Annotated in this window: 21 protein-coding genes; 10 read left to right on the top strand and 11 right to left on the bottom strand. The window is 35.5% G+C overall.

Features of this window, described 5'->3' with window-relative positions; all coding sequences use genetic code 11:
* Both NHF50_RS09285 and NHF50_RS09280 read right to left on the bottom strand, forming a co-directional pair.
* On the bottom strand, positions 1-1,730 hold a 1,730-nt coding region (locus NHF50_RS09285; RefSeq protein ID WP_252775996.1), incomplete at its 3' end, for a VCBS repeat-containing protein.
* 183 nt (positions 1,731-1,913) lie between these two features.
* The gene (locus NHF50_RS09280; protein WP_252775994.1) at positions 1,914-2,360 is read right to left on the bottom strand and encodes a T9SS type A sorting domain-containing protein; all 447 of its coding nucleotides are present in this window, start codon (positions 2,358-2,360) and stop codon (positions 1,914-1,916) included.
* A 459-nt stretch (positions 2,361-2,819) separates the two neighbouring features.
* Here NHF50_RS09280 and NHF50_RS09275 point away from each other — a divergent pair, with 459 nt between their 5' ends.
* Positions 2,820-3,332, top strand: coding sequence for a helix-turn-helix domain-containing protein (locus tag NHF50_RS09275; protein ID WP_252775992.1), 513 nt, complete (start codon positions 2,820-2,822; stop codon positions 3,330-3,332).
* Between the two features lie 138 nt (positions 3,333-3,470).
* Positions 3,471-3,878, top strand: a complete 408-nt coding sequence (locus NHF50_RS09270; RefSeq protein ID WP_252775990.1) for a hypothetical protein — start codon at positions 3,471-3,473, stop codon at positions 3,876-3,878.
* A gap of 74 nt (positions 3,879-3,952) precedes the next feature.
* Here NHF50_RS09270 and nqrF read toward each other — a convergent pair whose 3' ends face one another.
* From nqrF to NHF50_RS09240, 6 genes are read right to left on the bottom strand one after another with little or no spacing between them, the layout of a single operon-like run.
* Positions 3,953-5,266: an NADH:ubiquinone reductase (Na(+)-transporting) subunit F gene (nqrF, locus tag NHF50_RS09265; RefSeq protein ID WP_252775988.1), complete on the bottom strand. Its 1,314-nt coding sequence runs from the start codon at positions 5,264-5,266 to the stop codon at positions 3,953-3,955.
* Between the two features lie 2 nt (positions 5,267-5,268).
* Complete coding sequence (gene nqrE, locus NHF50_RS09260; protein ID WP_109569415.1) at positions 5,269-6,018, bottom strand: NADH:ubiquinone reductase (Na(+)-transporting) subunit E; 750 nt, start codon at positions 6,016-6,018, stop codon at positions 5,269-5,271.
* Positions 6,019-6,021: 3 nt separating this feature from the next.
* Positions 6,022-6,699 carry an NADH:ubiquinone reductase (Na(+)-transporting) subunit D gene (locus NHF50_RS09255; protein WP_252775985.1) on the bottom strand — a complete coding sequence of 226 codons (678 nt, stop codon included), beginning with the start codon at positions 6,697-6,699 and terminating at the stop codon, positions 6,022-6,024.
* Between the two features lie 5 nt (positions 6,700-6,704).
* Complete coding sequence (nqrC, locus tag NHF50_RS09250) at positions 6,705-7,430, bottom strand: NADH:ubiquinone reductase (Na(+)-transporting) subunit C (RefSeq protein ID WP_109569413.1); 726 nt, start codon at positions 7,428-7,430, stop codon at positions 6,705-6,707.
* 3 nt (positions 7,431-7,433) lie between these two features.
* Positions 7,434-8,630, bottom strand: a complete 1,197-nt coding sequence (locus tag NHF50_RS09245; protein ID WP_252775983.1) for an NADH:ubiquinone reductase (Na(+)-transporting) subunit B — start codon at positions 8,628-8,630, stop codon at positions 7,434-7,436.
* Between the two features lie 28 nt (positions 8,631-8,658).
* Entirely contained in the window at positions 8,659-10,005 is a 1,347-nt protein-coding gene (locus NHF50_RS09240; protein ID WP_252775981.1) for a Na(+)-translocating NADH-quinone reductase subunit A, read from the bottom strand.
* Positions 10,006-10,202: 197 nt separating this feature from the next.
* On the opposite strand from NHF50_RS09240, the gene NHF50_RS09235 reads away from it, so the two are divergent.
* From NHF50_RS09235 to pruA, 4 genes are all read left to right on the top strand, one after another.
* A complete protein-coding gene (locus tag NHF50_RS09235; RefSeq protein WP_252775979.1) occupies positions 10,203-11,459 on the top strand; it encodes a DUF5103 domain-containing protein in 1,257 nt (418 codons plus the stop codon).
* Between the two features lie 3 nt (positions 11,460-11,462).
* Complete coding sequence (locus NHF50_RS09230) at positions 11,463-12,512, top strand: DUF3667 domain-containing protein (RefSeq protein ID WP_252775977.1); 1,050 nt, start codon at positions 11,463-11,465, stop codon at positions 12,510-12,512.
* Positions 12,513-12,899, top strand: a complete 387-nt coding sequence (apaG, locus tag NHF50_RS09225) for a Co2+/Mg2+ efflux protein ApaG (protein WP_109569408.1) — start codon at positions 12,513-12,515, stop codon at positions 12,897-12,899.
* Positions 12,900-13,001: 102 nt separating this feature from the next.
* Positions 13,002-14,627 carry an L-glutamate gamma-semialdehyde dehydrogenase gene (gene pruA, locus NHF50_RS09220; RefSeq protein ID WP_252775975.1) on the top strand — a complete coding sequence of 542 codons (1,626 nt, stop codon included), beginning with the start codon at positions 13,002-13,004 and terminating at the stop codon, positions 14,625-14,627.
* A 36-nt stretch (positions 14,628-14,663) separates the two neighbouring features.
* On the opposite strand, the gene rsmG is transcribed toward pruA, so the two are convergent.
* Complete coding sequence (rsmG, locus tag NHF50_RS09215; protein ID WP_109569407.1) at positions 14,664-15,299, bottom strand: 16S rRNA (guanine(527)-N(7))-methyltransferase RsmG; 636 nt, start codon at positions 15,297-15,299, stop codon at positions 14,664-14,666.
* A gap of 110 nt (positions 15,300-15,409) precedes the next feature.
* Between rsmG and NHF50_RS09210 the strand changes: the two genes are divergently transcribed.
* The 3 genes from NHF50_RS09210 to purT all read left to right on the top strand — a co-directional run bounded on the left by NHF50_RS09210 (position 15,410) and on the right by purT (position 18,964).
* Complete coding sequence (locus NHF50_RS09210) at positions 15,410-16,504, top strand: acyl-CoA desaturase (protein WP_109569406.1); 1,095 nt, start codon at positions 15,410-15,412, stop codon at positions 16,502-16,504.
* A gap of 30 nt (positions 16,505-16,534) precedes the next feature.
* Positions 16,535-17,725: a pyridoxal phosphate-dependent aminotransferase gene (locus NHF50_RS09205; RefSeq protein ID WP_109569405.1), complete on the top strand. Its 1,191-nt coding sequence runs from the start codon at positions 16,535-16,537 to the stop codon at positions 17,723-17,725.
* 69 nt (positions 17,726-17,794) lie between these two features.
* On the top strand, positions 17,795-18,964 hold the full coding sequence (purT, locus tag NHF50_RS09200; protein ID WP_252775974.1) for a formate-dependent phosphoribosylglycinamide formyltransferase: 1,170 nt from the start codon (positions 17,795-17,797) through the stop codon (positions 18,962-18,964).
* Positions 18,965-19,020: 56 nt separating this feature from the next.
* On the opposite strand, the gene NHF50_RS09195 is transcribed toward purT, so the two are convergent.
* Together NHF50_RS09195 and NHF50_RS09190 are read right to left on the bottom strand one after the other, a co-directional pair.
* Positions 19,021-21,033: a M43 family zinc metalloprotease gene (locus NHF50_RS09195; protein WP_252775972.1), complete on the bottom strand. Its 2,013-nt coding sequence runs from the start codon at positions 21,031-21,033 to the stop codon at positions 19,021-19,023.
* 122 nt (positions 21,034-21,155) lie between these two features.
* Positions 21,156-23,216 carry a tail fiber domain-containing protein gene (locus tag NHF50_RS09190; protein WP_252775971.1) on the bottom strand — a complete coding sequence of 687 codons (2,061 nt, stop codon included), beginning with the start codon at positions 23,214-23,216 and terminating at the stop codon, positions 21,156-21,158.
* 237 nt (positions 23,217-23,453) lie between these two features.
* Between NHF50_RS09190 and NHF50_RS09185 the strand changes: the two genes are divergently transcribed.
* Positions 23,454-24,038 carry a Crp/Fnr family transcriptional regulator gene (locus tag NHF50_RS09185; RefSeq protein ID WP_109569399.1) on the top strand — a complete coding sequence of 195 codons (585 nt, stop codon included), beginning with the start codon at positions 23,454-23,456 and terminating at the stop codon, positions 24,036-24,038.
* Positions 24,039-24,248 lie beyond the last annotated feature (210 nt).

The following is a 24,248-nucleotide window of genomic DNA, read 5'->3' as shown; positions in this document are numbered from 1 at the left end:
AAAAAAATAACACCATTGCTATATAATATTTTTTTTTGCCATGCAAAAAAGACATCTGTCTTTCCATCTCCATTATAATCACCAATAATTATTGGGTATTTTCCTTGTTTAAACAAATTAACATTTAAGTCGTATTGATAAGAGAGAATTTGCACAAAAGTATTATTATTATTTAGAGTATAAACCTCTATTTTGTTATATGGAGAACTTCTAAAAACAAACAAATCAGTCTTGCCATCTCCATTAAAATCGCCCTTTTGAAAAATTGAATATCCTTGCATATCTCCACTATCAGAACAGTTTAAAATACTACCAATATTTATTTGACCTGATAAAAATTCATAACCATCATTCAATCTTCTATCTAAATTTACAAATTGAGTTTCAGCTATCCCATTTGTTATTTTTATCGATACAAAATCTGACAACTTATCTCCATTAAAATCTCCAACAAATCTTAAATTTTGTTTATAATCATTTGAACATATTGTTGTTCCAATTTCATTAATTTCACTTATTGTGTTAAATGGTCTTTCATATTCAACAACACTCTCATGTATAGATTCATCATAACTGTAAACAATTACTTTTTTAGAACCATTTATAATATCATTTTGAATACTAATAGTTCCTTGTTTGTTAGACAAATTAAAGTTTTCATCTAAATAATCCACACTTGAGTAACCTTTAGCATACCAAAATGCACTTGTTGAATAATCATCATTTACTATATATAATTTATCATATATTTCATGCTTTATTTCAATCTCACCTTTACCGAGAAAATCGCCTTGAACCATATCACTTGGGAAGTATGCACTTTGATTGAATTTTTCTCCTTTATGACTATAACTTATTTGTTGATTAAAATTTGATTGATTATTCTTATAAAGAAAACTTATCGGATTTAAACTTTTACTATTATCCCCTGTTTTTTCTTGAATGCTTTTTAAGCGTTCAAAACCTGTTGATGTTAAATCGTGTGTTAAATAATAGTTCTTATAAGGAACACCATTCCCTATTATTTTTATAGCAGTTAGTATTTTTGGGTTCCAGAAAGAATATCCTCCAACATAATAAACCTCTTGCTTATTTTTATCTCCGTAAATAAATTCTATTTTATTAATAAATCCTGTTAAAGTAGAACCATAATTAATAGCTTTAATTCTAAAGGACAACCCCTGCAAATAAGATAAATCATATTCGTAATTTATTGTTAACCCTTGAGGGTTCTCCCATTTTGTAATTACATAATCAATTGACGGATAATTGTTTGGTCCTGGAATTCCATAATAAGCAATATTTCCGTTGGGGTACTCTATTTTGAAACATGACACTCCATAAGCAGATGTTAACGTTATTTTATTGTTAGAAAAATTCTCTGTTTCATAGGTTGACCCTACTTCTCCATATATTCCCGATGTCAGGACTAATCTTTGTCCGTCAAGCGCAAATCTGTCTAAAGAATCAAAATCTATTTCATCTACTTCTCCGTCATGATGTATTGTAGACTGAATTCTTGATATTTTTGATATTCCACCTATATTCCATCCCCAACCAGCTATACCATCTCCTGAATGGCTGCTATAATTCAGACTAATATTAGGTGCAACATTATTAACTCCTGGAGGTAAATCGATCGGAATTGTATACAATGCACCTCCTGTTTTTGAAACCGATAACTCCCCTCTTGTACTGCCTACTTCACCACTTCCAAGAGTGGGAGTCAATGTTGTAGGGGTCGTCGGATCAACCGGATCAAGTCCTGTTGGATCGAGTGGATCAGTTAGGATCTGTTGGGTCGCCAGGTAATTTTGAAATTAGTTCTTGTTGAACTTGTGTATTATTTTTAACTTGAGAAAAAGATAATAATGTTAAAAACAACAATATAATACTATATATAAACTTCATATTTACTTCTTAATGATTGTAATTGATTTTTGTTCACCATCTGTATAGGTCATATTTATTAAATAGGAACCTACCGCTAGATTTGAAAAATAAATTTCTTTTGAACTGACAGCTTCTAAACCTTTATAAGAATTGATTAACTGACCCGAAAAAGTATACAATTCTATTTTAGATACTTTTTTATCATTTGTTAATTTCCACTTTAAATATAATTCTTCCTTTACCGGATTTGGATAATATGATATCATTTTTTCATCCGAAAGACTTAGAAAATCTTCATCTTTTAATTCGCTGACGTCTTTAAACTGATCATTATTTCGAGCAGAGCAATTTAGACAAATTGTTCGCTTTTTCTGATTACCTGCTGAATCATAATCAAATTTAATTCTATCCTGTGCATTTATATTACTCCCTATAAAGAACACTAAAAAAAATAAAAAACTTCTCATGCATAAAAATTTAAAACTATTAATTAAAAAGGGCAGCGATTATTTTATAAAAACTCTATAACAACCTTAAATGATATAATATTTAAGATTCGATTATTTTACCATAGTACTAAATAATGTAGTCTATCTGTATTATACTAATATTTACCTTACTAAAAATAACGCACAAAAATAATATTTTTTTTAATTTAAGATAATTTTTTAAAAAAACTTTCAAAATAAAAAACATTATATTAATCTAATTCCTTCTTTTTAAGCTTGACTTTATAATGTAATCATAAAAAATAATATTTTTAATATATATAATTTTGTTCTCAATTATAATCTAAATAAAATGGTGCAGCAAAATAAAAAACATAAAACAAAATGCTACAAAAAATGTAGCATTTGATTCAAAATAAAAAAATTGCTACATAAAGCGTAGCAAAATAAAAATATTTTTTATTTTGCTACAAAAAAATGAAAAAGGAATCTATCAGCAAAACATTAGGTATTACACAAGAAGAATTGGCGGGGTTGCTTCAAGTAAGCCGCAGTCAGCTTTCTTTATATGAAATAGGTAAGCGCAATCTACCGATTCATGCCAAAACAAAGCTTAGCGGAATGCTTCAAGCAATAAAAAACAAAACCGGTAAAATTGCAGATCTTAGTCTTGAATCTATACTATCAGAAAGCGATCCTGAAAATTTGATAACAGAACTTATACAAGCAAATCAATACAAGCAATTAATAGCCGAAAAGAAATTAAAAGCTGCAATCATTAAAAACAATAAGAAGATCTCAAAATCTCATCTTATAGATTTTCTTAAGAACGAAAATTTTGATTCCAAACTCATCAGATCTTTAGAAGATCATTCAACTCAAACACTTAAAACTGATCTCGCAAAAACAATCTTAAAACTGCAAATACAAAAAGAAGTCCTACAACAAGAAGAAAAAATATTGAAAGGATATCTCAAAAAAAAGATATAAAACGTAAAAAAAATAAGATTATTATTTTTTTAATCCATCTTTAACACAAGGCGTTAAACAGACGTTAAAACATTAGTTTTTAACGATTTATGGCATTCAAATTGTTTACTGACAAACATAACTTTAAATTCATAAATTATGTACTCAGTAACAAACTTAACAACAATTGCAGACTGCGATGTGTTGTTAACATTGGCAAACAAAGAGAAAGCGGATTTAACATTCAAAAAGTTGTCTGAAGAACGCTTAGTGACCAATTACAGTTCCACAGCAGTAGAAATAGATGCTGTATTACAAGGGGTAATCGCTGAAATTGCAGCAGTAGACACTGTTTTAGCAGTACTACCTGAAGGCTCAACTAAAGAGGCGGAAGAAAAAAGAAAAGTACGTTTAGAGTACAAAAAATTTCTATTAGAAAATCGCAAAGAAAGTTATGGTGCAGTGGCTCTTTTAGAAAAAGAGCTCGATTTAGAGAGAGTAAACAGACAGATTGCAGAAGTGGATGTGTTTATCGCTGAGATTACAGCTCATAAAGCTACACTATAAACCTCTGTATTATTTTAAAACAAAAAACCGATTCAAAAAGAATCGGTTTTTTAGTTTTTATATTCTTAATCGGATTAGCCTCCGAAGTCGTCAAAACGAACATTCTCTTTCGGTACTCCCCAATCGTCACACATTTTTACAACTGCATTATTCATCATTGGTGGTCCACAGAAATAGAATTCGATATCTTCCGGTGCTTCATGGTTTTTCAAATGATTGTCAATTACCACATTGTGAATGAATCCTACGAAACCGTCACCCGGTGCATCAACATTCTCTTTTACTTTCCAATTATCTTCTTCTAACGGCTCAGAAAGAGCGATATAGAAACGGAAATTAGGGAAGTCTTTTTCTAAAGCTCTAAAGTGATCTACATAGAACAACTCACGCTTAGAACGTCCACCGTACCAATACGAAACTTTTCTTCCTGTTTTTACGGTACGGAACAAGTGGTACAAATGCGAACGCATTGGCGCCATACCTGCACCTCCACCGATGTAAACCATCTCAGCATCAGACTCGTTGATGAAGAATTCACCATAAGGTCCTGATACGGTTACAGGATCTCCCTGTTTTCTTGAGAAAATATAAGACGATGCAATACCCGGATTTACTTTCATCCAACCATTGGCAGCTCTGTCCCATGGCGGAGTAGCTACACGAACATTCAACATGATCTTACGTCCTTCAGCAGGGTAAGAAGCCATGGAATAAGCTCTTTCTACCGTTTCCGTATTTTTCATGACTAAAGGCCACAAGTTGAATTTATCCCATTCTAATTGGAATTTATCCGGTGCTCCCGGATGCTCAACAGGATGGGCAGAGATGTCTATATCTCTATAATTGATCTCACATGGTGGGATTTCAATCTGAATATAACCTCCCGGCTCATAGTGCATATCTTCGGGTAATTCTACCACAAATTCTTTAATAAATGATGCTACGTTATAGTTAGAGTACACTTTAGCTTCGAATTTTTTGATCCCGAAAATTTCTTCCGGTACCTCGATAACCATGTCTCCTTTTACTTTAACCTGACATCCTAAACGCCAACCTTCTGCTAATTCTCTTCTGTTAAAATGCGGCGTTTCTGTAGGCAGTGCTTCTCCTCCTCCGGATAGAACTTTACATTTACATTGGATACAAGTTCCACCTCCACCACATGCTGATGGTAGGAAAATCTTAGCACCACCTAGAGTAGATAATAGTGATGATCCTGAACCTACTTCAATTTCATTTTCTTTATTGATTGTAATTTTTACCGGTCCTGAAGGAACTAATTTTGCTTTAGCAAACAAAATAATAGCAACCAAAACCAATAATAAAACTAAAAATGCGATTACGGTTGTTGTTATTAATCCCGTAGTGCTTACTTCTAATGCTATCATAATTAATTTTGTGCTATTTCGGTTAATGAATCTTTTACAGTTTCCACAACAGTAGAATCAGGCACTACTTCTACAGGAATTTCTTCTTGTGCCGGAGCGATGTTTTCTACCACTTCTTTTTTAGGAGCTTCATCACCACCTGTTAACATACCACCGAATGACATGAATCCGATAGCCATTAAACCTGTTAAAATAAAGGTAATACCTAAACCTCTGAAAGCCGGCGGAACGTTTGAATATCTGATCTTTTCACGAATAGCACCAATTGCTAAAATAGCCAAGAACCATCCTATACCTGAACCTACTCCATAAACTGTTGCTTCAGTAATATTAGCAAATTCTTTTTGTTGCATGAACAACGAACCTCCTAAGATCGCACAGTTTACCGCGATCAAGGGTAAAAAGATCCCTAATGAGTTATATAATGCCGGAGCAAATTTCTCAACGATCATTTCCACTAACTGTACCATTGTTGCAATTGTAGCAATGAATAAAATGAAGGTAAGAAAACTTAAATCATATTCTGCATATTCTTCTCCTAACCAAGCCAAAGCTCCCGGACGAAGTAAATATTGATCTAACAAGTAGTTAACCGGTACCGTTACAAACATTACGAAGATTACCGCAGCACCAAGACCTACAGCTGTAGATACTTTTTTAGAAACCGCAAGGTAAGAACACATTCCTAAGAATGTAGCGAATACCATATTATCAATAAAAATTGACTTTAAAAATAATTGTAATAATTCCATTTCTTAGTGTGTTTCTTCGATTAAACTTTTATTTCTAGAGCGTTGGAAACCGATGATTAAACCAAGAGTAATTAACGCCATTGGAGCTAACAACATGAAACCGTTATTATGGTATCCTAATGCGTATAAACCAGTTTTATCTACCGGATTACCTAATACTTCAAATCCGAATAATTTCCCTGAACCTAACAATTCACGGAAAAAACCAACGATTACTAAAATAACTCCATATCCTAATCCGTTACCAACTCCATCTAAGAACGATTTCCAAGGTGTGTTACCTAAAGCGAAAGCTTCGAAACGCCCCATGATGATACAGTTCGTAATAATAAGCCCTACGAATACGGATAATTTCTTAGCCAAGTCCGGCACATACGCTTTTAATGTTAAGTCAACAATAATTACTAAAGTTGCAGCTACCACTAATTGCGTAATGATACGAATAGAGTTCGGGATGATGTTACGCATCAATGAAATTACAACATTACCCATAGCTGTTACGAAGATTACAGACAAGGCCATAATAATCGATGCTTTTAATTCTGCTGTAATTGCCAGTGCAGAACAAATTCCCAATACCTGAACTGTAATAGGGTTGTTGTCTGCTAACGGATCTTTAATAAGTCCAAGATTCTTTTTGGAGAACAATGGCTCTTTTTCTTTTGTTTTATTGTCTGCCATAGTTTTTATTTTTTTAGAGTTTCAAAATAAGGCAAGTATAAACTGATGCCTTTTTTCAACATAGCACTTACACCATTACTTGTAATAGTAGCTCCCGAAATAGCATCAACCTCATTATCTGTTTTATCTACGTTATTCGGATCGGCATTTGACTTAGAAGTAGTTACAGATTTGTAATTCCCGTCTTTATCATAGATCATTTCTCCTTTAAAATCATCTTTGAAGAAACTTTCAGTGATGTTTGCTCCTAATCCCGGTGTTTCTCCTTTGTGATCAAAGAATACTCCGTAGATACTTTTTAGATCATCGTTCAAGGCTACATAGCCCCAGATAGCATCCCACAAACCATTACCTCTTACCGGAAAGATATAGATTGTTTTTCCGTCTTTCTCCCCTATAAACAAAGGTAATCTTTGTACTTTTCCGGCTTTAGCCGCATCTTGTTCTTTTTTCACATCTATCAAATAAGCTTCAGCGTTTTCAGTCGCCGTAGTTCCTTCAACCACATATTGCTTTTTGATGTACTGACCGAACATTTCTGTTGCATTAGTTCTGGTTGCTTCCACTCCCATTGAACTTAATATATCGATCTGCGTTTTAACCTTATCATTGTTATCACGCATTTCCTTCGTTGCGTTTGCAAAGAATGCCAACAACGAACCTACCACTACTACCAGTATTACAGCGAATACAATAGTATATACGTTTGAATCTGTACGTTTTGTTGACATAAATTAAGCAGTTTTAAGTTTTAAACGTTTCATTCTTCTCTTCACATTAGCCTGAACCACATAGTGATCAATTGTCGGTGCAAATACATTCATCAATAAGATCGCCATCATTACACCTTCCGGATAAGCCGGATTGAATACACGGATCAAAATACTGAATAACCCGATTAGGAAACCGTAAATAATTTTTCCGGTATTTGTCTGTGAAGCCGTTACCGGATCGGTTGCCATGAATACAATACCGAAAGCTATACCTCCGATCAATAAATGTTTCCAGAACGGGAAGTGCATTAAACTGTAGAATTTACTGCTTTCAGTAATAACCCCACTATCAACCACTCCGTTAAATATCAATCCCATTACTAATGCTCCGATTACAGCAGAAATCATAATACGAGCACTTCCGATCCCTGTGAACAACAACCAAGCTGCCCCCACTAAGATCAGGAAAGTAGACGTTTCTCCCACAGAACCCGGAATGAATCCCATGAACATCTCATAAGCTGAATAACCTACGTGTTTGTTTGCTGCCAAAGTACCTAATATTGTTTCTCCGGAAATTGCATCTACACCATTAGCTTTTTTGATGCCATCCACAACTCCGTGAACCCAAATCTTATCTCCGGACATGAACGCTGCCCAGTTAAAGAATAAGAAAGCACGAATGGTCAAAGCCGGATTCAATACATTCATACCGGTTCCTCCGAATAATTCTTTACCAATGATTACTCCGAATGCAACTGCAACCGCTAACATCCACAAAGGTAAATCTATAGGAACTATTAATGGTACTAACATACCTGTTACTAAGTATCCTTCCTCTACTTCGTGTTTTTTAACGGTAGCGAAAATAAATTCGATCCCTAAACCGACTCCGTAAGAGACGATCAGTAACGGAAGTATTTTTTCTAAACCTACAACTAAGTTATCCCAACTTAAAAAAGCCAGATTCTCAAACCCGTTGATTTGTCCGTTGTATTGGTAACCGGCGTTAAACATACCGAAGATCAATGCCGGAACCATTGCCATAATAACCGTGTTCATCACACGCTTCAAATCGGCAGCATCCCTAACATGCGCACCTGAATGCGTAGTATTGTTAGGCATATAAAGAAAAGTATGCAAAGCATTGAACGTTTGTTCCATTTTTGTGCCTTGATACTTGAGCTTTAAATTATGTAAATTTTGTTTTAAACTCATGTTTTGTGTTTTTAAATCCCTTTAGAAATTATCCTACTTCCTTAATCATTAAGTCTAATCCTTGTCTCACTATTCGCTGATGATCTTGTTTTGACACATCTACAAATTCTGTTAAAGCGAAATCTTCAGGGGCTACTTCGTAGATCCCTAAAGCTTCCATTTGATCAATATCTTTTACCAAGATTGACTTTAACAATTGCATTGGATAGATATCTAAAGGACAAACTTTTTCATACTCTCCAGTTAACACAAAACCTCTGTGTTCTCCGTTAGTGTTTGTATTTAAGTCGTATTTCTTATTCGGTGTTAAGAACGAAAACAACCCTGCACGGTACACACTGAATTTATTTGGTCTCGGCAAATTCCAACCGAAGAAATCGTAATCGTCTCCTTCCGGAATTGCTGTAACCTGATTATGATAGAATCCTAAAAAGTCTTCTTTTGACTTTTTATCACCGGTTAACACATCACCACTGATCACACGATAGTTCCCTTCTTTTAAATTTCCGGCAACAACATCGGCAATTTGGGATCCTACAAACGCTTTCACATAAGAAGGATTTTCAAAACCGGCACCTGTTAAGGCAACTGTTCTTTCAAAGTTTGCTTTTCCGGTCATGAATAGCTCACCTATGATAGCTACATCTTCAATTTGAACAACCCAAACACGCTCCCCTTTGTTAATAGGATCAATAGCGGCAATTTGGGTAGAAACCAATCCTACAGGATGTTTACCGGAACCTTTATGAACTTCTAAACCTTCCACAGTAGGAATAAAATCAGCATCTGGAGCCACGGTCAAGTGAACTTTCCCTGATGTTAATTTGGTTAAAGCAGCGAAACCGGCAGCAAGCATCTCTTTTTTATCGGCAAGCATAAAATTCAAATCTCCGGCTAACGGAGCAGAATTTAGTCCAGAAACAAAAATAGCTTTTGGTGTTTCAGCCGAATTAGCAATTACGTCATACGGACGTTGCTTAATAAATGGCCAGCAACCAGAAGCTAACAACATTTCTTTTACTTGTTTTCCATCTAAATCTTTAGGATTTTTCTTGCTATGCTCAACAAAAGTATCCTGAGATTCGGCAGCAATTTTAATCGCTAAAATTACTCTTTTTTCGCCTCGAACAATCTCCTGAATAGTTCCGCTAACCGGTGATACAAATTTTACAGCTTCGTCACTTTTTGAATAAAAAATAACTTCACCTGCTTTCACCTTAGCTCCTTCTTTTACCACCATTTTAGGTATTACACCATGGAAATCAGAAGGTTTGATTGCATAGACTTTCGAGCGGGTACTTGCTGTAACGTTTTTTTCAGCTTCACCCTTCAACTTAAGGTCTAAACCTTTTTTAATTCGAATGTCTTTTGACATGTTTATTGAAGATATGGTTAGTACTATATTTTTATAAAACAGGCAAATTTAGTTAATTACCCATTTCGCTACCAAAAATTAGACAAGGCTTTTTATTTATTTATACTCATTCTAAATTAAGACTTAAGAATATTACGGTATTTAATTTGTAATAGTAAAAATAGTTTGATTATTTTTACAACAAAACAGCTTAAAATATGTTTTCAAAAAATACTTTTTTATTATTCTTTTATTTGATATCCGGCTTTCTTTTTGCTCAGAAAGAAACGGAAAAAGCACCTCCGTTTAACATTAAAACCGTTTGCTTTGTCAAAAACAATGCTGTCAGTGTTCCTTTTTTTAAATTAGGAGAAAGTTTCGAGTTACAATTTGACGATCTGTATGCTAATGAAGCGGATTACTATTATACCATTACACAATATAATTACGACTGGACGCCAAGTAACTTGGTAAAAGCCGAATACTTACAAGGCTTGGACAACCAGAGAATAATGACTTACCTTAACTCATACAACACTTTACAATCCTACTCTCATTATACTCAGGTATTTCCTAACCGTTACAATCAGATCACTAAAACCGGAAATTATATCCTTAAAATTTTCAACGATGAAGAAGAGTTAGTTTTTTCGAGAAAATTTGTGATCTATGAAGACAAAACTTCAGTAATCGGTGAAGTGCGGCGTGCACGCGATTTTGAAGGCATGAACAGTAAACAAAACATTGAAATAGCCATTGATTACGGCGAGCAAATTTTACAAAATCCTATTCAGAATGTCAGGATCTGCATTTTCCAGAATGCGAATTGGAGTACCATGATCTCAAACATTAAACCGCAATATACTTTAGGTACACAACTTATTTACAAATACAATAAAGAAACGCAGTTCTGGGGAGGAAATGAATTTTACACATTTGATACCTCTAACATCAGAATAACAAATAACAGTGTGGCACGGGTTACCTCCGGGGACAATATTTATAATTCTATCTTATATACCGCTGTTCCGAGAAGAAACAATGTGTATACTTATTTCCCTGATTTTAACGGAAACTTCTATATCAAAAACGCTTCCGCTGTTGATGATAACACTATTGAGTCTGATTATTCTTGGGTTTATTTTTCTCTGGACCAACCGGAACTTTTCTCTAACGAAGCCATTTATATTAACGGAATGTTTAACAATTACGAACTGGATGATGAGAACAAGATGGATTTTAACCCTAAAACGAACCGCTATGAAAAAGCGCTTTACTTAAAACAGGGGTATGTTAATTATCAGTACGTTATAGCAGATGCCGCTAAGAAAATAAACTTTACAGATGCAATAGACGGTAATTTTTACTTAACTGAAAACAGCTATACTATTTTAGTGTATTACCGAAACAATACCGACAGGTACGATCGTGTAATAGGCATTGCTACGATTAACAGTGAAAACATCCGAAACTAATATATGGGAAGAAAAGACGCTAAATACAGAAGTGACAAATGTTTAAACTGTAATACTCCTTTAGATATAAGCGAACGTTATTGCCATTATTGCGGCCAGTTGAACTCCACAAAAAAAATAACTATCTCCGATTTTATAGAGGAATTCTTTTCTAACTTTTATGCTTACGATTCGAAACTAAGAAATTCCATTATTTCTATCTTTTCTAAACCGGGAGTTTTAGCTAAGCGATATAATAACGGACAGCGATTTACGTATGCTAATCCGTTCCGATTATTTCTAAGCGTCTCGATCTTGCTTTTTTTAACCTTTTCTTTAATTGAGGGCAACGACAGAACCATGCCTAAATCTTCCGACTTTCTTGATCTTAAAAACGACAACGACAGTATAATAGCTTCTGCAACTGTTTCCGGCAAAAAAGAAACAGTAACCTATAAAAACTTCAGCGTTGATTCTATTTACAGCCAAGAAACACTACATAAAAGTTCTGACAATAGTTATAAAAAATTAAAATACACCTTAACTACATTCAGAAATTACCACATTGAACACCCCGATAAAGAGATCAGCTTCATGTTACAAGATCTGGGCTTTGAAAATAATACCCTGAATCATTTTTTAGCCAGTAAAGCCAAAACTTTCAAAACAAACGATATTGAAGAAGAGATAAAAGATTATTTCTACCAAAAACTTCCGTTCCTAATATTTCTTTCAATCCCTTTTATCACTGTCATTTTTTGGTTGGTTTTTTACAGCCGAGATATCAACTACACGGAACACCTTATATTCGTATACACTTTCTATACCTTTATTTTTATTTGTTTCATTCTTTTCAATTTAATTAACCTTTTCAGCCCGCCCTTTCAAAATTTTGTCTCATCGGTCTGTTCTCTTTTAATATTTCCTTACTATCTATACCGCTCTTTAAGAAATTTTTATCAATTGAGTCGTTGGAAAACAATTTTAAAATTAGTACTTTTACATCCATTATTCATGATCGCATTCATATTCGTAATATTTATTACGTTTATTTTTGGAATAATATTAAAATAGATGGTAACCCAAATTACAAAAGGCATAAAAATCTCTGTATTAACTAGTTTTGAAGGTACTTATTTCAAAAACTACAGGATTCACTTTGCTTTCAGTTACCAGATCACTATTGAAAATCAAAGTAAAGATTCCGTTCAGTTAAACTCAAGACACTGGGAAATATTAGACGCTTTGAACAACAAAGAATTAGTCGACGGCGAAGGGGTTGTAGGTAAAAAACCGGTTCTGAAACCCGGCGAAAAACACACCTATACTTCAGGCTGCCTCCTTTCTTCTCCCATCGGGGCTATGAAAGGCTATTTTAACATGATCAACTTTACTACTACTAAAAGTTTTAAAGTTTACATTCCTACTTTTAAATTCAGTGCACCTTTTGCATTGAATTAAGTTTTTATTAACGCATCTGTCAACTACTTTTATTACTGAAAGATGTTTATTTTTTAGTAAATTTGCGTACCAAAAATTTAATAATTCCTAAATAACAATATCATGTCAAAAGGATTTTTCAATGTTCCTAAGGCTGTAAACGAACCTGTAAAATCGTATGCACCCGGAACTCCAGAAAGAGAGCAGGTTTTAGCTGCTTATAAAAAAATGTGGAATGAAACTGTTGATGTTCCGTTATATATCGGTAAAGAAGAAATAAGAACCGGAAACACAAGAAACTTAACAGCACCACACGATCACCAACACGTTGTAGGCACGTATCACTTAGCAGAACAAGAGCACGTAGAAAAAGCTATTGCAACAGCTTTAGAAGCACGTAAAAAATGGGCAAATACTTCTTGGGAATCAAGAGCTGCTATTTTCCTAAAAGCTGCTGAATTGGTTGCCGGACCTTACCGTGCTAAAATCAATGCCGCAACCATGATTGCGCAATCTAAAACGGTTCATCAGGCAGAAATAGATGCTGCTTGTGAATTAACCGATTTCTTGCGTTTCAACGTGGAATACATGACGCAGATCTATAAAGAACAACCTATTTCAGATTCTTCTGTTTGGAATCGTGTAGAACACCGTCCGTTAGAAGGTTTTGTTTATGCGATTACGCCGTTTAACTTTACTGCCATTGCAGCTAACTTGCCTTCAAGTGCTGCCATGATGGGGAATGTTGTCGTTTGGAAACCTAGTGACAGCCAAATTTTCTCAGCTAAAATTATTGTAGACATTTTCAAAGAAGCCGGTGTTCCTGACGGTGTGATCAACGTAGTTTACGGAGACCCTGTAATGGTAACTGACACACTATTAGCAAGTCCGGATTTTGCAGGTATTCACTTTACAGGATCAACGCATGTATTTAAAGACTTATGGGCTAAAGTTGGCGCCAACATTCATAACTATAAAACATATCCGAGAATTGTAGGTGAAACCGGTGGTAAAGATTTTATCTTAGCTCACCCGTCTGCTAATGTAAAACAAGTAGTAACAGGAATTGTTCGCGGTGCTTTTGAGTTCCAAGGACAAAAATGTAGTGCTGCTTCAAGAGTATACATCCCACAAAGTTTATGGCCGGCTGTAAAAGAACAATTAACGACAGACGTTCAATCCATTAAAATGGGGTCGCCTGAAGATTTATCGAACTTCTTCACAGCGGTTATTCACGAAGGATCATTCAACAAATTAGTTTCATATATCGAACAAGCGAAACAAGATAGCGATGCCGAAATTATTTTAGGTGGCGGTTATGACAAATCAAAAGGATGGTTTGTGGAACCAACGGTTATCTTAACAACTAATCCGAAATACAAAACTATGGAAACGGAACTTTTCGGACCTGTAGTTACGATTTATGTATATGAAGACGAAAAATGGGCTGAAACTTTAGAATTGGTTGATACCACTTCTGAATATGCTTTAACAGGTGCTATTTTCAGTCAGGATCGTTATGCTATTGAAGAAGCAACCCTTGTTTTACAAAATGCTGCCGGAAATTTCTACATTAATGACAAACCGACAGGTGCTGTTGTAGGAAACCAACCGTTTGGCGGCGCAAGAGCATCAGGAACTAACGACAAAGCCGGTTCAATCCTGAACCTATTGCGTTGGGTTTCTCCAAGAACAATTAAAGAAACACTTATTGTTCCGGAAGATTACAGATATCCATTCTTAGGATAATTCAACATATAAAAAGTCCCGCAATTGCGGGACTTTTTAGTTTTTCTTATTATACTTCATAGGCAGGTAAACCACCTTTTTGGTTTCAAAAAATTCACCCTCAAAAATATCCGCCAGATCAAAAAGTTGTACATTCTGATATACTGCTAATTCTTCAGCCAGATCACCTCCTTTTAAATATAAAATTCCGTTTTTCATTTCATGCACAGAGTCTTTAGCCACTCTTCCTTTTATCCATTTTACAAAATCGGGCATATTCGTTACGGCACGACTTACAATAAAATCAAATTCTTCTTTGACCAATTCGGCACGTTTTTGTTCTGCTTTAACATTTTTCAAACCTAAGGCATTCGCCACTTCCGTAACCACTTTAATCTTTTTAGCGATAACGTCGATCAAATAAAAATCTACATTCGGAAACAAAATAGCCAGTGGAATTCCCGGAAACCCACCTCCGGTCCCCACATCCATGACCTTTGCTCCGTCTTTAAACGAAATAACTTTGGCAATACCTAAAGAATGCAATACATGACGGGTATACAACTCGTCAATATCCTTACGCGAAATTACATTTATTTTAGCGTTCCACTCGTTATACAAGCTTTGTAACATTTTGAACTGTTCTATCTGTTTTTCAGACAAATCAGGAAAGTATTGCAAAATTTTATCCATCTCATAAATTTTCAACAAAAATACATCTTTTCGTTAAGAAATATTTTTTTTAAGTCGCATTTCGCAAAAGAATATTAGTACCTTTGAAACCATCAATGAATTAATGAATTATGCAAAATAAAACCCCTATTTTTTCAAAAACCAATAACGCTGCTTTTTTCAGAACGTTAAATAAAAGAGTAAACACATACTTCAAGGAAAATAACTTAAAGAAAACAGGAAACTGGAGACTTCACCTGAAAACCATTATTATGTTTAGCTTATTTTTAGCTCCTTATTTCTTTTTAATTGCAATGGATATGCCTTTTTGGGTATACTTACTTCTGAGCATTGTAATAGGAATCGGAATGGCCGGAGTAGGAATGAATGTCATGCACGATGGCAACCATGGGTCTTATTCTACAAAAAACTGGGTTAACAAAATAATGGGTAGCAGTATCTATATTTTGGCTGGAAATGTTTATAACTGGCAAGTTCAGCACAATGTACTACACCATACATACACCAATATTCACGGACATGATGAGGATTTAGACGCCGGAAAGATCATTCGTTTTACCGAAAAAGCAAAATGGCACAAATTCCATAAATTTCAGCACTATTACTCTATTTTCTTATACGGCTTATTAACTTTCAACTGGGCTATCACTACTGATTTCCTTCAAATGAAACGTTATTTAAAACGTCAATTATCTTACGGTGCATTTAAAAAACCTGCTTTTCAGTGGACTACATTAATCATTACTAAAGCCATTTACTTTTCCGTTTGGTTGGTTATCCCGATGATCTTGGGAATTGTTTGGTGGAAAGTACTCATTGGCTTTATTGCAATGCACTATACTGCCGGTTTAATTTTAAGTGTTGTATTCCAATTAGCACATGTGGTGGAAGACACTACTAATCCGGAACCAAACGAAGAAGGTGAAATGGAGCACACTTGGGCAGCGCACCAATTGTTTACTACTGCTAATTTTGCGCCTAAAAACTGGTTGGTCAATTATTTTACCGGAGGCTTAAACCATCAGATTGAGCATCACATTTTTCCGAATATCAGCCATATTCATTATAAAAAAATATCTAAAATTGTAAAAGAAACGGCTCACGAGTTTAATTTACCGTATTACGAATTCAAAACAACCCGTCAGGCTATTTATTCGCATTTTAAACATTTAAAAGAATTGGGAAGAAAACCACAATTTACCTAGTAAAAGTAACACAACAATAATAAATCTAATATGAATCACGTATTATCTGATCGTATCAACAATTTGGCTGTTTCGCAAACTTTAGCCATGGCTGCTTTAGCACGCGAATTAAAAGCTCAAGGAAAAGACATCATCAGTTTAAGTTTGGGAGAACCTGATTTTAACACTCCCGATTTTATTAAAGAAGCGGCAAAAAAAGCTATTGACGACAACTGGAGCGCTTATCCTCCGGTAGATGGTTATGTTGATTTGAAAGAGGCTATTTGTCACAAATTCAAACGCGATAATAATTTACATTATACTCCTACTCAAATTGTAGTTTCAACCGGTGCTAAACAATCCTTATACAATGTAGCACAGGTTATGCTGAACAATGGCGACGAAGTTATCTTGCCGGCTCCTTACTGGGTTAGCTATTTTGAAATCGTAAAACTTTCGGGAGGTGTTCCCGTTGAAGTTCCTACCGCTATTGACAGTAATTTTAAAATGACAGCCGAACAACTTGAAGCCGCCATTACACCTAAGACCAAAATGATGTGGTTCAGTTCGCCCTGCAACCCGTCAGGATCTGTTTACAGTAAAGCAGAACTGGAGGCTTTAGTTGAAGTATTAAAAAAACATCCGCAGATCTATGTTGTTTCTGACGAGATTTACGAACATATCAATTATACTACTGATTCATATTGCAGTATCGGTTCCATTCCCGGAATGGAAGACAGAACGATCACTGTAAACGGTGTTGCAAAAGCTTTTGCCATGACAGGCTGGAGAATCGGGTACATAGGTGCTCCTGAATTTATCGCTAAAGCATGTACTAAAATTCAAGGACAAGTAACCAGTGGTGCCAACTCTATTGCTCAGAGAGCTACTATAGCTGCTGTTTCTGCTGAACCTTCAGCGATTCAGTATATGGTTGACGCTTTCAAAAACCGAAAAGAAATTGTTTACCAATTACTTTCTGAAATCCCCGGCTTTAAGGTAAACCAACCGGAAGGTGCTTTCTATTTCTTCCCTGACGTTTCTGAATATTTCGGAAAAACTATCAAAGGAAAAGAAATTCAAAACGCTAATGACTTTGCCATGTTCTTATTGGCTGAAGCCAATGTAGCTACAGTAACGGGTGATGCTTTTGGCAATCCGAACTGTATACGTTTATCGTATGCTACCAGCGAAGAACTATTGCGTGAAGCGATAAAAAGAATTAAAGAAGCTTTGGCTTAACTATAAAACCTTTAAATAAATGCCCTGAGAGAACTTGGGGCTTTTTTTATAACCATCAACACAACAACCATGCGTAAAAAAATAATTTTATTAGGTTCCGGCGAATTAGGAAAAGAATTTGTAATTGCAGCACAACGATTAGGACAATATGTAATTGCAGTTGATAGTTATTCCAATGCTCCTGCAATGCAAGTGGCTCATGAATTTGAAGTGATTAACATGTTAGATGGCGCCGAACTTGACCGAATAGTAGCCAAACACCAACCTGATTTTATAGTTCCGGAAATTGAAGCGATCCGCACCGAGCGTTTTTATGATTATGAAAAACAAGGCATCACAGTAGTCCCTTCTGCTAAAGCCGCTAACTTTACCATGAACCGTAAAGCAATTCGCGATTTAGCAGCTAAAGATTTAGGACTTCGTACAGCTAATTATAAGTATGCAACTTCTCAAGACGAACTGGAAAAAGCAGTTGCTGAAGTTGGTATTCCTTGTGTAGTAAAACCATTAATGAGCTCATCAGGAAAAGGTCAATCAACGATCAAAACGGAAGCTGATATTGAAAAAGCCTGGAAATATGCCGTAGAAGGTTCTCGAGGTGACCTTGTTGAAGTAATTGTAGAAGCTTTTGTTAATTTTCATTCCGAAATTACCTTATTAACGGTAACTCAAAACAATGGATTACCCACATTATTTTGTGCTCCGATCGGCCACCGACAAGAACGCGGCGATTATCAGGAAAGCTGGCAACCGGCAAGAGTTTCCGATCAGGATATCGCCGAAACACAAGATATGGCTAAAAAGGTTACGGAAGCTCTGGGAGGAGCCGGTATTTTTGGTGTGGAATTCTTTTTAACTGATGAAGGTGTTTATTTCTCCGAATTATCTCCTCGTCCGCACGATACCGGAATGGTAACTTTAGCAGGAACTCAAAACTTCAGTGAATTTGAATTGCATCTGCGAACAATCTTAAGCTTGCCTATTGCTGAGATCACCTTAGAAAAAGCCGGAGCCAGTGCCGTTATTCTTGCTTCTGATTTTTCAGAGAACCCTCGATATGAAGGTTTAGAAAAAATAGCTGCTCTGCCTAAAACGGATTTCAGAATTTTCGGCAAGCCTACAACCCGCCCTTACAGAAGAATGGGGATTGCTTTAACACACGATACCTTAGACACTCCGGTAGAAGAAATCGTGGAAAAAGCAAAAGCAGCAGCTTCCTTAGTTACGGTTAAAGCTTAATTTAAAAAACAACACCGGTAAAAATCCGGTGTTGCTATTTGCATATATTCAAGTATTTAGTTTTTGACAAATCTTAAAGTCGAACTTGAGTTTTCTGATCTTAATTTAATAAAATATACTCCTTCATGCCAATCTCCGATAGTAAGTATGAACTCTTTTTGAGTCACTTTGCCAACTTTCAAAATTTGTCCTAAATTATTATAAATCTCATACGTTAGATCATCCGTTATTTCTAATGGTATTGAAACATTGAGAATATTTTCAGCCGGATTCGGGTAAAGTGTAAAATCATTTGTTTCAAAGGCATCATTGCTTAGAACAGTTGTACTAAACGATAGGTATTCTGCAAAACTGAAACTACCACCACTTCCTACTGTAATGGCTCCTGAATCAGTTGTTATACTCCAATTACCTGCACCACTTGTACAACAAATACCGTCTCCATAAGAATCATTAATTGTAAAATTATAACACCCGTCATACGGTAAGTTCCACACTATGTTTGTGACAAGATTTTGAGTACCATTAAGTAGCTTGTTTGTGTAAGGTCCTCCGGAATAAAGCACTACTCCGTTTGAATCCTTTAAATCCCATGTTGTTTCACTACCCCAACGATCTCCTACCAGATTAAACACAAAATTTTCAAACGGATAATCAGTCGGTAATTGCCCGAAATCAAATACCTTACTACTGTTATTATTTGAAGGACGCTCATCAACTCCTCCGTTTACTGAAGCAAGAGAAATATTTAATACCCCAGTCGTTTCTGTAGTATAGATCGTTATTAACTCGTATTTATCAGGCTCTATAATACCTGACCAACTGTAATTATAATTTCCTCCACCGTCAACATTATATGTTAAGGTTGCTGCAGTAAGATCAGAAGTTCCTCTATTGTAAAGGAGTATTTTATGTGTTGGGTTACAAGCCCCTCCGGTACAATAGTTTTCAATTTTCACCTCAGCATCATTAGCGAATAAAGGTATCGGAGCACTGGTAGGGGATGTTTTTAAAGAAACTCTTCTGGGCGAATTATCCATGACTGCCAAGATCCTTAATTTCTGATCATTTGTAAAAATGTTCATGCATAAATCATCTGTATAATCCATATAGTTTTCAATCATATCGTTTCCTTGTCCATCCGGACAGGAATCGGTCGTATTGCAACCGTAATTAGCGGCGGCGGCATTCGGAGTATCCAAACAGAAATCATCTACCGAACAATTACCGTCGCCCCAAATATGGCGTAATCCCAAAAAATGACCAACCTCATGAGTCATTGTTCTTCCTTTATCATAAGGCGGATAGAAATTACCCGAAGTAAGATCAGAGCTGCCGAAAAATCTATACCCAGACACTACTCCATCAGTTGTATCTGTTCCATATCCACTAGTTAAACCGTCAAGTCCTGACCCCGAAGGAAAAGTTGCATACCCTAAAAGGCTACCACTTGAAAAATTAACAGACCACATATTCATATACAGATTCGGATCCCAGATAGTATTTGGCTTAACGTAATCGTCAATAGCTGATGTAGACCATGACTCCTGACACATATTAACGCGATCAATTCCGTTTGTAGGATTTCCGTTCGGATCTACTTTTGCTAAGACAAATTCTACCATTATATCTGCACCTACAGGATTTGAATTATAGCCCGGAGTACCTGTCATCTTTCTAAAATCCTGATTCATTACTGTAATTTGAGATTCTACCTGCTCGTCTGTAATATTCTCTTCCGTTCCGTAAGGATCTCCGTTATGAATAACATGAACTACTACCGGAATATAAATAACTTGGGTAGGGCTAAGTAACTGTCTGCTATTTTTATATCTTTCAATGAGCGGAGCCAACCATTCTTCAAACTTATCGTTAGTTAATCTACCGGAATTTCTCTCTTGTAAATATTGTTCATATTCATCTGTTATACATTTTATATATCCGGATGAACTTATTTTATCGGCTGCTATTTCTTTTCCGAAAAATTTAGGCTTTTTTTCCATTGACTCCTGAGCATTTGAAAAAAATAAACTCACCGAAAAAAGCGACAAAAAGTATTTCTTCTTCATAATTGTTTTTTTAAAGACTGTATACGAAATTATCTAAGAATGTATTTTCTATATTTTTTTAATTACTGAAATAACCAAAATAGGATTTAAAATGAATCTATTTCTCATTGAAATACTCAACCTTACAATTTTTCTTTCTTCAAAGAGCTTACTTCTTTTAACAAAGTCTCTACTATTTGTTTCAGATTGTCTATCTCACTCTCCTGTTTTTCAATAATTGCTTGTTGCTCCTGAACCGCTTTTACCAAAGGTGATAATAAGTCATTGTAACGCACTCCATACATACCATCGTCTCCGATAGTGATCATCCCTGTATTTTGCACATTACTATTGATTAAACTATTTTCCACCTCTTGTGCTATAAACCCATACTCCGTTTTATGACTTAGATCATTCTTACGTGTATACTTAACCGGCTTAAGATCCTTAATGAAAGTTAACCCCAAATCAGAAAGTTGAATATTTTCTTTCCATCTTTTATCGGAAGTAATTGTCCACCCTACCTGTATCCCTGCATAAGTTATATTCGTATTCCCAATTTGCACCTGATTATCTGCTGTTGCAGAAGGAACTTGAGCATCGTAGCCCACACCAATATTATTACCCCCTGATGTAACACTTGACAATGCCTGATAGCCTATTGCTGTATTATATCTTCCCGAAACATTATTATACAATGATTGTGTTCCTTGAGCTGTGTTCCACATTCCATCTACATTTCTATATAATGCTCCATATCCTCCGGCAACATTAAAGGAGCCTGATACATTACTTCTAAGCGATTGTGTTCCGGCGGCTGTATTATATTCTCCTGTAGTATTAGCATATAATGCCCAATATCCGACACCTGTATTATTCCCTCCTGTAGTATTGCTATTAAGAGCCTGTACACCGTTAGCTGTATTACCTCCTCCAATAGTATTGGCATATAATGCCTGATTCCCTACTGCTGTATTACTTCCGCCAGAAGTATTCCATCGCATAGCGGAATCGCCTAACGCTGTATTGCCGGATCCTATATTATTATTATATAAAGCTTGACTACCATTGGCTGTATTCCAATTCCCTGTTGTATTATTTCTCAATGTCTGACTTCCTGTCGCTGTATTATTTCCTCCGGTCGTATTACTATAAAGTGCCCAATAACCACTTGCCGTATTATTAGCTCCTGTAGTATTGCTGAATAATGATTGTACTCCGCTAGCCATATTCCAAGAGCCTGTATCATTACTATATAATGCTCCATATCCTGAAGCTGTATTCCATGATCCGGTAGTGTTTCCCCTCAATGCTTGTGTCCCGGCGGCCGTATTCTCTGAGCCTGTTGAATTGCTTCTCAAAGCCTGATACCCAGCTGCTGTATTATTTGAACCAGTACTGTTACTATACAAAGCATAACTCCCTTCCGCTGTATTACTTCCACCGGTTGTATTACTGAATAAGGCTCCATTACCATTTGCTGTATTATTAGAACCTGTACTATTACTATATAACGACTGGTATCCTCCAGCGGTATTATATACTCCGGTGGTATTAAAATACAAAGCTCCATATCCTAAAGCTGTATTCCATGATCCTGTGGTGTTACTATATAATGACTGAAATCCTTTAGCCGTGTTATAAACTCCGGTCGTATTATTATATAAAGCCTGATACCCTGCCCCGGTATTTCTTATCCCTGTTGTGTTGTTAAAACCGGACTGATATCCTAAAAAAGTATTTTTATTGTCTGACAGATCATCATTAGCACCTGCCTGATACCCTAAAAAAGTACTTCCGTCAGTGGCAATTCCGATCCGTCCTGCTTTCTGTGCATTCACTTTAAAATTCAATGCTGTGTTATTAATCGTTCCCAAAAAATTAGCATCATTAATCCCTGTATTCCCGTTAACAAGCCAACTCACACCATCTGTACTCGTTGTGAATCGGATCCATTTTGTACCGTCCCAATAATAATATCCGGGAGTTACATCAGCCGTTGTTGCCGTGTTATACACTAATTCTGATTCGGTGGGAGTTATTACCGTTGCTGTAGTCGTATTTACCAATGCTACTCTCGGAATTAAAATTCCGTCATCTACAGCTACAATATCTAATGCTGCTTTAGGTACAGTTGTATTTATTCCAACCTGAGCCTTGACTAACATAGTCATAAAAAAAATAAAGTAGAATTTTATTCTCATTGTTTTTCAAAATTTAGTTAATAGCATTTCATTTAGCAACTAAAAATATCAATAACGGGAAACGCTTTTCCTACTCAATATTCAATATGAACAAAAAGACAATTAAACTGAACATCAGTCACTCTTATACTAACATTTTTTAAATTGATACTTTTCAAAAGAAAAAAAACGGAAAGCTATTCCTGTTTTAACTAACCAAAACTTATGCTTACTTTAGCAAAACCAATTTTTTATTTTATGAGTTTAATTTTAGATAATATTAGTAAACATATCACTTTGACAGAGGAAGAAAAAGCACTATTCTTATCTAAAACAAAAACCATTCATGCAAAAGCTAAGACCATGCTTTTAAATGCCGGAGAAAAAAGCCGGTATACTTATTTTGTAAACCAAGGTATTTTGAGAAGCTTCAATGTAACCGACAATATAGTGGAACACGTTTTAAGCTTTGCCTGTAAAGATTGGTGGATGGGCGACATGTATAGCTTAATCTCCGGAAAACCCGGCCATTTATTTATTGAAGTTCTGGAAGATGCCGAGTTGGTTTTACTTTCCCGTGAGGATCAGGAAGATCTATTCCATCAGATCCCGAAATTAGAACGCTTCTTTAGAATCTTAGTCGAAAACTCATTGGTAGCCCACCAAGAGCGTTTAATGGATAATTTAGGGCTAACTGCTGAAGAGCGCTACGAAAAGTTCTGTCAAAAATACCCTAGCTTAATTACTTCTGTTGCGCAAAAACACATTGCTTCTTATATTGGTGTAACACCTGAGTTCTTCAGCAAAATGAAAGCTAAACTACTCAGAAACAGCTCTCATTAACATTTTTTAACATCATTTTCAATTTTCCTGTCGGCTTTCTTAACCTAGGTTAAGTGATTGAGTATTGTCCTCATCGTAACTTTGTCATGTAAAAACAAAGGATATGAAACGAGCCGATTTTATACGAAAAGGATTTTTAGCCTCCGGACTTCTGTTCAGTAATTTATTTAAAAGTCAGGAAACAGAAAAATCGACTGCTCAAGAAAAACC

This window comes from Flavobacterium sp. NRK F10 (genome assembly GCF_024054235.1).
Lineage (GTDB): Bacteria > Bacteroidota > Bacteroidia > Flavobacteriales > Flavobacteriaceae > Flavobacterium > Flavobacterium sediminis.
The sequence above is the reverse complement of the archived record's forward strand: the minus strand, read 5'-3'. Positions and strand labels throughout refer to the sequence as shown.

Coding starts and splice junctions, on each gene's coding strand:
- NHF50_RS09280 (WP_252775994.1), bottom strand. CDS start 2,360: ATGAGAAGTTTTTTATTTTTTTTAGTGTTCTTTATAGGGAGTAATATA.
- NHF50_RS09275 (WP_252775992.1), top strand. CDS start 2,820: ATGAAAAAGGAATCTATCAGCAAAACATTAGGTATTACACAAGAAGAA.
- NHF50_RS09270 (WP_252775990.1), top strand. CDS start 3,471: ATGTACTCAGTAACAAACTTAACAACAATTGCAGACTGCGATGTGTTG.
- nqrF (WP_252775988.1), bottom strand. CDS start 5,266: ATGATAGCATTAGAAGTAAGCACTACGGGATTAATAACAACAACCGTA.
- nqrE (WP_109569415.1), bottom strand. CDS start 6,018: ATGGAATTATTACAATTATTTTTAAAGTCAATTTTTATTGATAATATG.
- NHF50_RS09255 (WP_252775985.1), bottom strand. CDS start 6,699: ATGGCAGACAATAAAACAAAAGAAAAAGAGCCATTGTTCTCCAAAAAG.
- nqrC (WP_109569413.1), bottom strand. CDS start 7,430: ATGTCAACAAAACGTACAGATTCAAACGTATATACTATTGTATTCGCT.
- NHF50_RS09245 (WP_252775983.1), bottom strand. CDS start 8,630: ATGAGTTTAAAACAAAATTTACATAATTTAAAGCTCAAGTATCAAGGC.
- NHF50_RS09240 (WP_252775981.1), bottom strand. CDS start 10,005: ATGTCAAAAGACATTCGAATTAAAAAAGGTTTAGACCTTAAGTTGAAG.
- NHF50_RS09235 (WP_252775979.1), top strand. CDS start 10,203: ATGTTTTCAAAAAATACTTTTTTATTATTCTTTTATTTGATATCCGGC.
- NHF50_RS09230 (WP_252775977.1), top strand. CDS start 11,463: ATGGGAAGAAAAGACGCTAAATACAGAAGTGACAAATGTTTAAACTGT.
- apaG (WP_109569408.1), top strand. CDS start 12,513: ATGGTAACCCAAATTACAAAAGGCATAAAAATCTCTGTATTAACTAGT.
- pruA (WP_252775975.1), top strand. CDS start 13,002: ATGTCAAAAGGATTTTTCAATGTTCCTAAGGCTGTAAACGAACCTGTA.
- rsmG (WP_109569407.1), bottom strand. CDS start 15,299: ATGGATAAAATTTTGCAATACTTTCCTGATTTGTCTGAAAAACAGATA.
- NHF50_RS09210 (WP_109569406.1), top strand. CDS start 15,410: ATGCAAAATAAAACCCCTATTTTTTCAAAAACCAATAACGCTGCTTTT.
- NHF50_RS09205 (WP_109569405.1), top strand. CDS start 16,535: ATGAATCACGTATTATCTGATCGTATCAACAATTTGGCTGTTTCGCAA.
- purT (WP_252775974.1), top strand. CDS start 17,795: ATGCGTAAAAAAATAATTTTATTAGGTTCCGGCGAATTAGGAAAAGAA.
- NHF50_RS09195 (WP_252775972.1), bottom strand. CDS start 21,033: ATGAAGAAGAAATACTTTTTGTCGCTTTTTTCGGTGAGTTTATTTTTT.
- NHF50_RS09190 (WP_252775971.1), bottom strand. CDS start 23,216: ATGAGAATAAAATTCTACTTTATTTTTTTTATGACTATGTTAGTCAAG.
- NHF50_RS09185 (WP_109569399.1), top strand. CDS start 23,454: ATGAGTTTAATTTTAGATAATATTAGTAAACATATCACTTTGACAGAG.